Origin of the sequence: Kitasatospora sp. NPDC049258, from assembly GCF_040678895.1 — a bacterium.
Lineage (GTDB): Bacteria > Actinomycetota > Actinomycetes > Streptomycetales > Streptomycetaceae > Kitasatospora.
Genome location: NZ_JBFAQT010000022.1, coordinates 92,933 through 106,009 on the forward strand (window position 1 = coordinate 92,933; position 13,077 = coordinate 106,009).

The window sequence follows — 13,077 nt, forward strand, 5'->3', positions numbered from 1 at the left end:
GCCGTCGGCCGTCCTGGAACGCGGCGACCGTGCCGCTCGCGGCGACCCTTCCGGACCGCCGCGACCGCGCTCAGCGGCGCACCGCGTCCAGGGCCAGCAGTGCCACGTGCAGCGACAGGCAGGACTCGACCTGGTCGAGGTCGACCCCGAGGATCCGCTCGACCTTGTGCAGCCGGTCGTAGAACGAGGGGCGGGACAGGTGCGCCGCGTCCGCCGCGGCGGACTTGTTGCGACCCTGCTCCAGGTAGATCCGCAGCATCCGCACCAACTGCCCACCGTGCTCGGCGTCGTACGCGAGCAGCGGGCCGAGCTCGCGCTCCACGTAGGTCTGCAGCCGCTCGTCGTCGCGCAGCAGGTGCAGCAGCCCGCGCAGCCGGACGTCGGGCAGCCGGTAGTACGCGGCGGCCCGGCCGCCGGGGGCGTCGTGCAGGGCGGCGTCGGCGACCTGGGTGGCCTCCAGCAGGGTGCGCCGGGCGTCCCGGACCGAGCCGACCGAGGAGCCCACGGCGATCACCGGGTGCGGCGCCGGCACGGCCGGGTCGCGGGTGGCCTCGGCCAGCAGCTTGCGCAGCGCGGCGGCGAAGGTCTCCAGGGCCGCGTGCTCGTCCTGCTGGGAGCCGAGCGCGATCAGCAGCCCCACGCCCTCGTCGTCGAACGCGCCGACCAGCGCGGACAGCCGGGCGGCGCGGATCGCGGTGGCCGCCAGCTCGGTGAAGTCCCGCAGCCGGGCCTGGGCCTCCAGCGCGGCCGGGATGGGGCCCTGGCGCTGCCGCAGCACCACACCGACCAGCCGGCGGCCCTCCAGCGGCACCCCCAGCGCCTGCGCCCGCAGTGCCACCTCGGAGACGGTCAGCGCGTGGGTCAGGATGCCGGCGAGCAGGGTGCGGTGGGTCTGCCGCTCCAGGCTCTCCCGGTCGCGCAGCACCAGCCGGTTGAGTGCGAGGGTGGCCGCCCCGCGCTCCAGCAGCATGGTGTGCCGGTGCGCCACGCCCTCCGGGAGCGGGCCCGGGTCGTCGACCAGGACCAGACGGCCCCAGTCCTGTCCGCGGGCACCGACCGTGGTGACCAGCCAGCCGCTGCGCGGGTCGTGCCCGGTCCGGCCGGGCGGGCGGACCCCGCGGGAGCGGCGCTCCCAGCCCTCCAGCAGCTCGGCCTCCGGGCGGCCGGCCGGGTCGTGGGCCAGCACCTGGTGGGCGAGGTTCTCCAGCACCACCGGCGCACCGGCCAGCTGGGCGACCTGGCGGACCACCTCGCCCGGCTCGGCGCCCTCGGTGGCCAGCTCGTTGAAGATCTGGTGCACCGTCTCGGAGGTGCGCAGCTGCTCCAGCTGGGCGTTGACCACCAGCGCGTGCACCGCCTCGGTGACGGCGACGAAGCGCAGCTCGCGGCGGAGCACGATCAGCGGCAGCCCGCGCTGCTCGGCGGCGTGCACCAGGGCGCGCGGCAGCGAGTCGAAGTAGCGCCGCCCGAACTCGATGACCAGCCCGGCGACCCCCACCTCGGCCAGCTCCCGGACGTACCGGGCCAGGCCCTCGCGGTCCTCCGGCAGTGCGATCCCGGTGCTGAGCACCAGCTCGCCGCCCTGCAGCACACCGGCGACGTCGGGCAGTTCGCTGACGTGCACCCAGCGGATCGGGCGCTCCAGGTGCTCCGCGCCGGCCACCACCTGGGGCAGGCCGCGCCGCATCACGTCCAGGTCGAGCACGCGGGCGACGGTGGGGAGCATCGCAGGTCCTCCTACTGATCAGAGTGTCAGGTAAATCATCCATCGCCACGACGCCTTGTCACACCGATGCGGCCTTGCACCCTGTAAGGCGCTCGGCGCCCGCCCTGTCGCAGTGACCCTTGTCACCCGGTCACCGGAACGGGCATCGTCAGCGGGTCGGCAGTGGCAGCCTGCGGCCGATTCCGCCGGAATCCGTCGCGTAACCAGATGGCAACAGCGGAATCCCTTGTGGCCACCGGCCGCGCCTGTCAGGATCGCGCAATCCCGGCGATCAGACCTCGCGGGCCGACCGATGCTGCTAGCGCGACTCGACCAGCCGCGCCCGGCGCAGTACCGGGCCGGACCCGTCGGCGCGTGCAGCATGACGGCAGCGGCACCCCCACGCCGCTGCCGTCGAATCATCGGGCACATGGAGGAACAGATGGACCTGACCGACTTCAGCGCGGGCGCGCAGTACATCGCGGGCCGGCTGACCGAAGGCACCGGCACGGAGCCCTTCCAGGTCGTCAACCCGGCCGACGGCAGCGTCGTGCAGCAGGTCCGGCTCGCCTCCACGGGAGACGTGGACACCGCGGTGGCCGCCGCGAAGGCCGCCTTCCCCGAGTGGTCCCGCGCCACCCCCGGCGCGCGCTCCGAGGCGCTGCTGAAGCTGGCCGCGATCCTCGGCGAGCGGGCCGAGGAGTTCGCCCGGACGGAGAGCGCCCAGACCGGCAAGCCGATCAAGCTCGCCACCGAGTTCGACGTACCCGGCACGGTCGACAACACCGCCTTCTTCGCGGGCGCGGCCCGCAACCTGGAGGGCAAGGCGGCCGGCGAGTACTCCGGTGACCACACCTCCTACGTGCGCCGCGAGGCGATCGGCGTGGTGGGCTCCATCTCCCCGTGGAACTACCCGCTGCAGATGGCCGCCTGGAAGATCCTCCCGGCGATCGCGGCCGGCAACACCATCGTGCTCAAGCCCGCCGAGCTGACCCCGCTGACCTCGCTGATGTTCGCCCGGGCCTGCACCGAGGCGGGCATCCCCGACGGCGTGGTCAACGTGGTCACCGGCGCCGGCCGCCCGGCCGGCGAGCACCTGATCTCGCACCCCGACGTCGCGATGGTCTCCTTCACCGGCTCCACCCCGGTCGGCAAGCGGGTCGCCGAGCTGGCCACCGCCACCGTCAAGCGCACCCATCTGGAGCTCGGCGGCAAGGCCCCGTTCGTGGTCTTCGACGACGCCGACCTGGAGGCCGCCGTGCACGGCGCGGCCGCCGCCTCGCTGATCAACAGCGGCCAGGACTGCACCGCCGCCACCCGCGCCTACGTGCAGCGCCCGCTGTACGAGGCCTTCGTGGCCGGGGTGGCCGAGCTGTTCGCCGCGATCCGGCTCGGCAACCCGCTCAACCCGCAGACCGACCTCGGCCCGCTGGTCTCGTACACCCACCGGGACCGGGTGGCCGGCTTCGTCGAACGCGCCCGCGGCTACGGCGCCACCATCGTGACGGGCGGTCAGGCCCCGGACACCGGGCACGACGGCACCGACCTCACCCGCGGCGCCTACTACCGGCCGACCCTGATCACCGGCGTCGCCCAGGACAGCGAGGTGGTGCAGGGCGAGATCTTCGGCCCGGTGCTGGTGGTGCTGCCCTTCGAGAGCGACGACGAAGGCCTGCGGCTGGCCAACGACACCCCGTACGGCCTGGCGGCCTCGGCCTGGACCACCGACGTGCACCGCTCGCTGCGCGCCACCCGGGAGATCGCCGCGGGCTGCGTGTGGGTCAACGACCACATCCCGATCATCAGCGAGATGCCGCACGGCGGCTACAAGTCCTCCGGCTACGGCAAGGACATGTCGCAGTACTCGCTGGACGAGTACACGCAGGTCAAGCACGTCATGTTCGACACCACGGCGGTGGCCCGCAAGGACTGGCACCGCACGATCTTCGGAGACAGATAATCCCCTGTCGTCTCCTGTCCTCTTCCCCCAGGAGGGTGTCCCCGCATGGAGCTCAACGAGATCACCGGCAGCCTGCCGGATCCGGTCCGCAAGGCCTGGCAACGCAGTCTGACCAGCGGCCGGGCCGCACTGACCCGGCGGGCGCTGCTGCAGGCCTCGGTGGTCGCGGCCGGCGCCGGCACCCTCGCCGCCTGCGGGATCCCGCCGGCCAGGAGCTCTGCCACCGGTGACGCGGTCGCCGCCCCGGACCACTCCGACGAGGAGAAGGTGGTGAACTTCTCCAACTGGCCGCTCTACATCGACGTGGACGCGCAGGACGAGCAGAAGCACGCCACCCTCGACGAGTTCCAGACCGCCACCGGCATCAAGGTCCGCTACACCGAGGACGTCAACGACAACGTCGAGTTCTTCGGCAAGGTCAAGCCCCAGCTGGCGTCCGGTCAGGACACCGGCCGGGACCTGATGGTGCTGACCGACTGGATGGCCGCCCGGCTGATCCGGCTCGGCTGGGCGCAGCGGCTCGACCCCGCCAACCTCACCCACGCCATCACCAACCTGGAGGACCGCTTCCGGGCCCCGGACTGGGACCCGAACCGGCTGTACTCCTACCCCTGGGCCGGCATCCAGGTGGTGGTGGCCTACAACAAGAAGGCCACCGGCGGGAAGGCCGTCACCAGCGTCACCCAGCTGCTGGACGACCCCGAGCTGAAGGGCCGGGTCACCTTCCTCTCCGAGATGCGCGACACGGTCGGGATGGTCCTGCTGGAGATGGGCAAGGACCCGGCGAAGTTCACCGCGGACGACTACGACGCCGCGATCCACCGGCTGCAGAAGGCGGTGGACAGCAAGCAGATCCGCAAGTTCACCGGCAACGACTACGGCCAGGAGCTGTCCTCCGGCGACATCGCGGCCTGCGTCGCCTGGGGCGGCGACCTGATCCAGCTGCGCGCCGACAACCCCGACATCGAGTTCGTCATCCCGGACCACGGCTACGTCGCCTCGACCGACAACCTGCTGATACCCGCCAAGGCCCAGCACAAGAAGAACGCCGAACTGCTGATCGACTTCTACTACCAGCCGAAGATCGCAGCCGAGCTGACGGCCGGGATCGGCTACGTCTCGCCGGTCACCGGCGTCCAGGAGGAGCTCGCCGCGCTCGACCCGGACACGGCCGCCAACCCGCTGGTGATCCCCACCCCGGAGATGGCCGCCAAGGTGCACGCCTTCCGCAGCCTCACCGAGGCCGAGGAGAGCGACTTCGAGGACAAGTTCTCCAAGCTGATCGGCGCCTGACCCCACTCGGCCTCCGGGCACCCCGTACGGCATCTGACAGAGGGACACCATGACGGAGCAGCTGCGCGACACCGCGGCCGCCGGCGGAGACGTTCGCCTCACCGGCATCAGCAAGACCTACGGCGCCTCCACCGCCGTCCACCCGCTGGACCTCACCGTGCCGCAGGGGTCGTTCTTCGCCCTGCTCGGCGCCTCGGGCTGCGGCAAGACCACCACCCTGCGCATGATCGCCGGCCTGGAGGAGCCCAGCAGCGGCACCGTCCTGATCGGCGGCCAGGACGTCACCGCGCTACCCCCGTACAAGCGCCCGGTGAACACCGTCTTCCAGAGCTACGCGCTCTTCCCGCACCTGGACATCTTCGAGAACGTCGCCTTCGGTCTGCGCCGCCGCGGCCGCAAGGACGTCAGGAAGCAGGTCGAGGAGATGCTCGACCTGGTCGAGCTCGGCCCGCTCGCGCGGCGCAAGCCGCACCAGCTCTCCGGCGGCCAGCAGCAGCGCGTCGCGGTCGCCCGGGCGCTGATCAACCACCCGCAGGTGCTGCTGCTCGACGAGCCGCTCGGCGCCCTCGACCTCAAGCTGCGCCGCCAGATGCAGCTCGAACTCAAGCGGATCCAGACCGAGGTCGGCATCACCTTCGTCCACGTCACCCACGACCAGGAGGAGGCCATGACCATGGCCGACACCATCGCGGTGATGAACGGCGGCCGGATCGAGCAACTCGGCGCCCCCGCCGACCTCTACGAGAACCCGGCCTCCACGTTCGTGGCCAACTTCCTCGGCCAGTCCAACCTGATCCCCGCCGAGGTCACCGGGCGCTCGGGCGAGGACCTGCTGCTGAGCGCCTCCGGGGTCCGGCTGGCGCTGCCGAAGGCCCGCTGCGCCACCGAGGCGACCAAGGTCCACCTGGGCATCCGGCCCGAGAAGATCACCATCGCGCACGCCGACAGCCCGGTGGCCGAGGGCCGCAACCAGGTCGCCGGCACGGTGGTCGACTCCAGCTTCATCGGCGTCTCCACCCAGTACGTGGTGCGCGCCGAGACCGGCCAGGAGCTCGCGGTGTTCGAGCAGAACATGGACCGCGACATCCGGATAGCCGCCGGCGCCCCGGTCGTCCTGCACTGGAACCCGGCCCACTCCTTCGGCATGGACGCCACCCAGGCGATCGACGCCGGCACCGGGGAGGCGGCGGCATGACCACCACCACCGAGGCCGCGCCACCCCAGGTCGTCCCGCTCGCCGAACCGAAGCGCACCCGCCGCCGGCTGACCCCGTACTGGCTGCTGCTGCCCGGCATCGCCTGGCTGGTGGTCTTCTTCGCGGTGCCGATGGTCTACCAGGGCTCCACCTCCCTGCAGACCGGTTCGCTGGAGGAGGGCTTCAAGGTCACCTGGCACGTCGCCACCTACTGGGACGCGCTGGTCGAGTACAAGTGGCACTTCGTCCGCTCGTTCTCGTACGCGGCCACCGCGACCGTGCTCTGCCTGGCCATCGGCTACCCGCTCGCCTACACGATCGCCTTCAAGGCGAGCAAGCGCTGGCGCAACGTCATCCTGATCCTGGTGATCGCCCCGTTCTTCACCAGCTTCCTGATCCGCACGCTCGCCTGGAAGACCATCCTCTCGGACGGCGGCGTCGTGGTCGGCGCCCTCAACACGCTGCACCTGCTGGACATCAGCGACGCACTCGGCCTGACCTCCGGGCACCGGGTGCTGGCCACCCCGCTCGCGGTGGTCTGCGGTCTCACCTACAACTTCCTGCCGTTCATGATCCTTCCGCTCTACACGTCCCTGGAGCGGATCGACCCCCGGCTGCACGAGGCCGCCGGCGACCTGTACGCCCGGCCGTTCACCACCTTCCGCAAGGTGACCTTCCCGATCTCGCTGCCCGGCGTGGTGGCCGGCACCCTGCTCACCTTCATCCCGGCCTCCGGCGACTACATCAACGCCCAGCTGCTCGGTTCGCCGAGCGAGCAGATGGTCGGCAACGGCATCCAGAAGCAGTTCCTGAACGTGCTCGACTACCCGACCGCGGCAGCCCTGAGCTTCATCCTGATGGCCCTGATCCTGGGGATGGTGACGGTCTACATGAAGAAGGCCGGAACGGAGGAACTGGTCTGATGACCCGAACCATCGGATGGATCCGCCGGAACCTCGTGGTCCTGGCCGGCATCCTCGCCCTCGCCTACCTGGTCCTGCCGAACCTGGTGGTGCTCGCCTTCTCGTTCAACAAGCCCGTGGGCAAGTTCAACTACGAGTGGCAGGAGTTCTCCACCGACGCCTGGACCGATCCCTGCGGCGTCGCCGACATGTGCGGCTCGCTCACCCTCAGCCTGAAGCTGGCCGCCCTGGCCACCCTCGGCGCCACCGTGCTCGGCACCATGGTCGCCTTCGCGCTGGCCCGCTACCGCTTCCGCGGCCGCTCCGCCACCACCGCGCTGATCTTCCTGCCGATGGCCATGCCCGAGGTCGTGATGGCCGCCTCGCTCGGCACCCTCTTCCTCAACATGCGGATCCCGTTCGGCTTCACCACGATCCTGATCGCGCACATCATGTTCTGCCTCAGCTTCGTGGTGACCGCGGTCAAGGCCCGCGTGATGAGCATGGACCCCCGGCTGGAACAGGCCGCCCAGGACCTCTACGCCACCCCGCTGCAGACCTTCCTCAAGATCACCCTGCCGCTCGCCGCCCCCGGCATCGCGGCCGGCGCGCTGCTCAGCTTCGCGCTCTCCTTCGACGACTTCATCATCACCCAGTTCAACTCGGGACCGACCACGGTCACCTTCCCGATGTTCGTCTGGGGCGCCTCCCAGCGTGGCATCCCGGTTCAGGTCAATGTGATCGGTACCGCGATGTTCCTCGCCGCGGTGGTGCTGACCGTCGTCGGCCAGGCGATCGGCAACCGGCGAAAGGCGCGCGCCTGACACGACTCCCGTCAGGCCGCACGACACCAATCGATGACCAGAAAGTAGCTGATAGAGCATGGACTCCGCCCGTGCGCTCAGTGACGCCCAGCCGACCCCCTTCTGGCTGGAGGACCCGGGCCGCCCGCAGGCCCTGCCCGCGCTGGTCGGTGACACCCGGTGCGACCTGCTGGTGGTCGGCGGCGGCTACTCCGGCCTGTGGACCGCGCTGATCGCCAAGGAGCGCGACCCCTCGCTGGACGTCGTCCTGGTCGAGGGGCACGAGGTCGGCTGGGCCGCCTCAGGGCGCAACGGCGGATTCTGCGCGGCCAGCCTCACCCACGGCTTCGGCAACGGCCTCCAGCGCTGGCCCGGCGAACTCGCCGAGCTGGAGCGCCAGGGCGCGGCCAACCTCCAGGCCATCGAGGACGCGGTCAAGCGCTACGGCATCGACTGCGAGTGGGAGCGCACCGGCGAGATCGACGTCGCCACCCAGCCGCACCAGCTGGCGGAGCTGCACGAGGTCGCCGAGGCCGTCGCCGAGTTCGGCCTGGACCTCACCGTGCTGGACGCCGACGAGCTGCGCCGCGAGGTCGACTCGCCGACCTTCCTCGGCGGGATCTGGGACAAGGACGGCGTGGCGATGGTCCACCCGGCCAAGCTGGCCTGGGGACTGAAGGCCGCCTGCCTGGCCCAGGGCGTCCGGATCTTCGAGCACACCCGGGCCACCGACCTTGCCGAGCAGGGCAGCGGCATGGCGGTCCGGACCCCGTACGGCCGGGTCTTCGCCCGGCGGGTCGCACTCGGCACCAACGTGTTCCCGTCCCTGCTCAAGCGGGTGCGCCCGTACCTCGCCCCGGTGTACGACTACGCGCTGATGACCGAGCCGCTCAACGCCGAGCAGCTCGCCTCGATCGGCTGGAGCGGGCGCCAGGGCCTCGGCGACAGCGCCAACCAGTTCCACTACTTCCGGCTCTCCGGGGACAACCGCATCCTCTGGGGCGGCTACGACGCCATCTACAACTTCGGCGGGAAGGTCCGGGCCGAGTACGACCAGCGGCCCGAGACCTTCCGCACCCTCGCGCGGCACTTCTTCGAGACCTTCCCGCAGCTCGAAGGCGTCCGCTTCACCAACGCCTGGGGCGGCGCGATCGACACCTGCACGCGGTTCTCGGCCTTCTTCGACACCGCGTACCGCGGCAAGGTCGCGTACGCCGCCGGGTTCACCGGCCTCGGGGTGGGCGCCACCCGCTACGGCGCCGAGGTGATGCTCGACCTGCTGGCCGGCGAGCTGACCGAGCGCACCTCGCTGGAGATGGTCCGCAGCAAGCCGCTGCCGTTCCCGCCCGAGCCGGTCCGCTGGGCCGGCATCGAGATCACCAAGTGGTCGCTGGACCGCGCCGACCACAACGGCGGCCGCCGCAACCTCTGGCTGCGAACGCTCGACCGGCTCGGCCTCGGCTTCGACAGCTGACACGCCGGGGCCGCCGCGCTGAAGCCGCCGTGCCGAAGCCGCCGCGCTGAAGCCGCCGTGCCGAAGCCGCCGTGCCGAAGCCGCCGTGCAGGCCCGCCGATCCGGCCCGCTGGGGCGCATCCACTCCCGGATGCGCCCCACGTCCCTTTCCCCGCCCTCCCCTTCCGCCCGCAGCACCCGTGTAAGAGCCGGCCCCGTACCCGCTCTCTCTCCCCGATGAGCACCTACCGAGCGGGAGAACCGACCATGGCACCCGGCAACCCCCACGACGCCGCCCTCGACTGGCTCGCCGATGCGGCCCCGGACCCGTCCGGCTGCCGCAGCACCTGGGCCCGGGCCGGCTCGGCCGTGCTGCTGCTGCCCGCCGGCCAGAACTGGGACCTGCTCTCCGTCCCCGACGGCCTCGGCCTGCCCGCACTCGACATCCTGCGCAGGCTCCCCGGTGGCGGCCCGGTCCTGGCCGGCCACGGCCAGGTCGGCTTCCTCACCCCGGTCGGCACCGCCTCCCGGTGGTTCGGCACCGGCGTGAAGGTGGCCGGCGACGGCCTGTGGGTCGCCGTGCCGCACCCGGGCCGACGACGACACGGCCTGCGCTGGCTGGTCCCCCCGGACGGCTCGGGCCGCCTGGTGGACCCGGCCCTGCTGGAACTCGCCCTGCACGACGCGGCCGCCCGCCACCACCTCGGCCGCCCCGCGGACTGACACGGGCGGCCACTCCTGGCCCGCCTCCCGATCACCGCGGCGCGGCCGTGGCCACTGCGCCCGCCGGCCCCGGACGCGACACTGGAGGCATGACCCCGAGCCTGCTCGCCGAGGAGCACCTGCAGTTGCTGGCGACCGCCCAGCCGTACTGCCTGCGGCACGCCCTCGCCCTCGCCGGCACCGAGGCCCTGCGCGCCCACGGCCTGGCCGTCGGCCGTTCGACCGGGCTGGTCCTGGTCTCCCCGGAAGGCCCCCCGCTGGCCGAACTGGCCGGCGGACTCGCCGAGACCCTGCGCGCCGCCGGTCACCCCGCGCACGAGGAACCGGGCACGCCCCGCCGGATCCAGCTGGCCGGCCCGACCGGCCCGATCGAACTGCGCCGGGAGCCGCTGCGCCACCCACCCCTGCTGCTGGACGCCCCGGTCCCGGTGATCGCCCTGGCGGACGCGGCCGGACTCGCCGTCCTGGAGCTCTGCGACCGGGCCCTGCCCGCCGACCTGGTGGCCGTCCACGCCCTCACCGACCACTTCCGCGAGGGCGAGCTGCTGGCGCTGGCCGGCGCACTGGACGAGGACTTCCAGCCCACCGTGCTGGCCGACCGGCTGGAAGGCGCCGCCGAGCTGACCGGCCCCGGCCGGCCCGGGCTGCAGGCCTGGGCGCAGAACTGGGCCCAGGACCTCCGGCTGGACCTGATGGAGACGCTCGCCCTCCCCGACGGCCTGCACGACCCCTACCTGGAGGAGACCGACCCCCAGGAGGGTGAACCCGACGGCCCGGCGCCCGACGACCTGTAAGGGTGAATCCCGGTTCCCCGTCATGCTGCTCGTTGAGACCGGCGCGCCCGGTCACCAGACTGGAGCTTGAGCGCGGGAGCCCCGTGTTCCCGCCACCCGGGCCCTCGTCCGGGAGGCGCCGGCACGGTACCGGCGGCGCTGCGCCGTACGGACTTCGGAGGCAGAAGACCTTGAGCAAGCACATCACCCACTGGATCGGCGGCGCCCCCGTCGCCACCGCCGGCTCCGCGCCCCGGCGCGGCGACATCTTCGACCCGGCCACCGGTCAGGTCTCCGGCCAGGTCGACTTCGCGGAGATCGCCGAGGTCGACCAGGCGGTGGCGGCCGCGTCCGCCGCCTTCGCGGAGTGGCGCACGGCCTCGGTGGCCAAGCGGACCCAGGTGCTCTTCAACTTCCGCGAGCTGTTCAACGCCCGCAAGGACGAGCTGGCCGCGATCATCGTCTCCGAGCACGGCAAGGTCCACTCGGACGCGCTCGGCGAGCTCGCCCGCGGCCAGGAGGTCGTGGAGTACGCCTGCGGCATCCCGCAGCTGGTCAAGGGCGGCTTCACCGAGCAGGCCTCCACCGGTGTCGACGTCTACTCGATCCGCCAGGCGCTCGGCCCGGTCGCCATCATCTCGCCGTTCAACTTCCCGGCCATGGTGCCGATGTGGTTCTTCCCGATCGCCATCGCGGCCGGTAACTCGGTCGTCCTGAAGCCCTCCGAGAAGGACCCGTCGGCGGCCAACTTCATGGCCGAGCTGTGGAAGGAGGCCGGCCTGCCGGACGGCGTCTTCAACGTCGTCCACGGTGACAAGGTGGCGGTCGACCGCCTGCTCGAGCACCCCGACATCAAGTCGGTCAGCTTTGTGGGCTCCACCCCGATCGCCCGCTACGTCTACGAGACCGGCACCCGGTACGGCAAGCGCGTGCAGGCCCTCGGCGGCGCCAAGAACCACATGCTGGTGCTCCCCGACGCGGACCTGGACCTCAGCGCCGACGCCGCCATCAACGCCGGCTTCGGCGCGGCCGGCGAGCGCTGCATGGCCGTGTCCGTCCTGGTCGCCGTCGACCCGATCGGCGACGAGCTGGTCGAGAAGATCAAGGCCCGGATGGCCACCCTCAAGGTCGGCCCCGGCTGCAACGGCGACTCCGAGATGGGCCCGCTGGTCACCGGCCAGCACCGCGACAAGGTCACCTCCTACGTGGAGTCCGGTGTCGCGGACGGCGCCGAGCTCAGCGTGGACGGCCGCAAGCACGCGATCGCCGGCGAGGACGCCTCGGGCGCGCCGACCACCGACGGCTTCTGGCTCGGCCCGACCCTGTTCGACCGCGTCAAGCCCGGCATGTCGGTCTACAACGACGAGATCTTCGGCCCGGTGCTCTCGGTCGTCCGGGTCGCCTCCTACGAGGAGGGCGTGGAGCTCATCAACTCCAACCCCTACGGCAACGGCACCGCGATCTTCACCAACGACGGCGGCGCCGCCCGGCGCTTCCAGAACGAGATCGAGGTCGGGATGGTCGGCATCAACGTGCCGATCCCGGTCCCGGTGGCCTACTACTCCTTCGGCGGCTGGAAGGCCTCGCTGTTCGGCGACGCCCACGCCTACGGCCCCGACGGCGTCCAGTTCTTCACCCGCGGCAAGGTGGTCACCCAGCGCTGGCTCGACCCCTCGCACGGCGGGATCAACCTGGGCTTCCCGACCAACTCCTGATCCCACCGGCCGCCGATCCGCTCGGCGCCCGACCGCACCGAGGGCCGCCCGGCCCGCCCGCCGTCACAGGACGGCTCGGCCCGCCGGGCGGCCCTCGGCCGTTCGGGTCGGCCGAGGTTTGCATCGGCTGCGGACCGCAGGTAGTGTTCCCTAGTCGCTCGGCTGGGAGCACCGGACACGTGTCTACGCGGACGGTCCCGGGGCGGCCAATCCTTTGAACCACCACTTCCCATTCAATCGGGCGTGTTCTGTCGCGTCCCGTGAGAATTGGCGTGCGCGCTTTTATGGATTGTGGCCGGATTCGCCTTTCGAGGCGGGGATCGGCTAAGGTTTGAAACGTCGGACAGGCCGTCAGGTCGGGCCGACGGAAAGCGAATCGGACGAGGAAGACCCGGAAACGGGACGGAAAACATCTGATAAGCTGGAAACACGAAGGACCGGCCGGCTGGTGAGTGAAACTCCGGAAAACGGAGCGGAAAACATCTGCTAGGCTGGGAAACACGAAAGAACGAAGCGCCCGGAGAGTTCACGAGAGTGGCTCGAAGGAAGTGTCCG

General features: G+C 71.5%; 10 protein-coding genes. 9 read left to right on the forward strand and 1 reads right to left on the reverse strand.

All coding sequences use genetic code 11. From position 1 onward, the window contains the following. Positions 1 to 70: 70 nt before the first annotated feature. Entirely contained in the window at positions 71 to 1,726 is a 1,656-nt protein-coding gene (locus tag AB0K43_RS20160) for a PucR family transcriptional regulator ligand-binding domain-containing protein (protein WP_363641554.1), read from the reverse strand. Positions 1,727 to 2,135: 409 nt separating this feature from the next. On the opposite strand from AB0K43_RS20160, the gene AB0K43_RS20165 reads away from it, so the two are divergent. From AB0K43_RS20165 to AB0K43_RS20205, 9 genes are all read left to right on the forward strand, one after another. Next, positions 2,136 to 3,665 carry a gamma-aminobutyraldehyde dehydrogenase gene (locus AB0K43_RS20165; RefSeq protein ID WP_363641556.1) on the forward strand — a complete coding sequence of 510 codons (1,530 nt, stop codon included), beginning with the start codon at positions 2,136 to 2,138 and terminating at the stop codon, positions 3,663 to 3,665. A 45-nt stretch (positions 3,666 to 3,710) separates the two neighbouring features. Beyond that, the gene (locus AB0K43_RS20170) at positions 3,711 to 4,958 is read left to right on the forward strand and encodes a spermidine/putrescine ABC transporter substrate-binding protein (RefSeq protein ID WP_363641558.1); all 1,248 of its coding nucleotides are present in this window, start codon (positions 3,711 to 3,713) and stop codon (positions 4,956 to 4,958) included. A 49-nt stretch (positions 4,959 to 5,007) separates the two neighbouring features. After that, a complete protein-coding gene (locus AB0K43_RS20175) occupies positions 5,008 to 6,153 on the forward strand; it encodes an ABC transporter ATP-binding protein (protein WP_363641560.1) in 1,146 nt (381 codons plus the stop codon). Further along, entirely contained in the window at positions 6,150 to 7,076 is a 927-nt protein-coding gene (locus AB0K43_RS20180) for an ABC transporter permease (RefSeq protein WP_363641562.1), read from the forward strand. Before AB0K43_RS20175 ends, AB0K43_RS20180 begins: the two co-directional genes overlap by 4 nt. Beyond that, the gene (locus tag AB0K43_RS20185; RefSeq protein WP_363641564.1) at positions 7,076 to 7,879 is read left to right on the forward strand and encodes an ABC transporter permease; all 804 of its coding nucleotides are present in this window, start codon (positions 7,076 to 7,078) and stop codon (positions 7,877 to 7,879) included. Before AB0K43_RS20180 ends, AB0K43_RS20185 begins: the two co-directional genes overlap by 1 nt. 58 nt (positions 7,880 to 7,937) lie before the next feature. Next, positions 7,938 to 9,332 (forward strand): FAD-dependent oxidoreductase, encoded by a 1,395-nt coding sequence (locus tag AB0K43_RS20190; protein ID WP_363641566.1) that lies wholly within the window; start codon positions 7,938 to 7,940, stop codon positions 9,330 to 9,332. A 246-nt stretch (positions 9,333 to 9,578) separates the two neighbouring features. Then, positions 9,579 to 10,034, forward strand: a complete 456-nt coding sequence (locus tag AB0K43_RS20195; RefSeq protein WP_363641568.1) for a hypothetical protein — start codon at positions 9,579 to 9,581, stop codon at positions 10,032 to 10,034. Between the two features lie 89 nt (positions 10,035 to 10,123). Then, positions 10,124 to 10,828, forward strand: coding sequence for a hypothetical protein (locus tag AB0K43_RS20200; protein ID WP_363641570.1), 705 nt, complete (start codon positions 10,124 to 10,126; stop codon positions 10,826 to 10,828). Positions 10,829 to 10,998: 170 nt separating this feature from the next. Beyond that, positions 10,999 to 12,522, forward strand: a complete 1,524-nt coding sequence (locus AB0K43_RS20205; RefSeq protein ID WP_363641572.1) for a CoA-acylating methylmalonate-semialdehyde dehydrogenase — start codon at positions 10,999 to 11,001, stop codon at positions 12,520 to 12,522. The last annotated feature ends 555 nt before the right edge of the window (positions 12,523 to 13,077 follow it).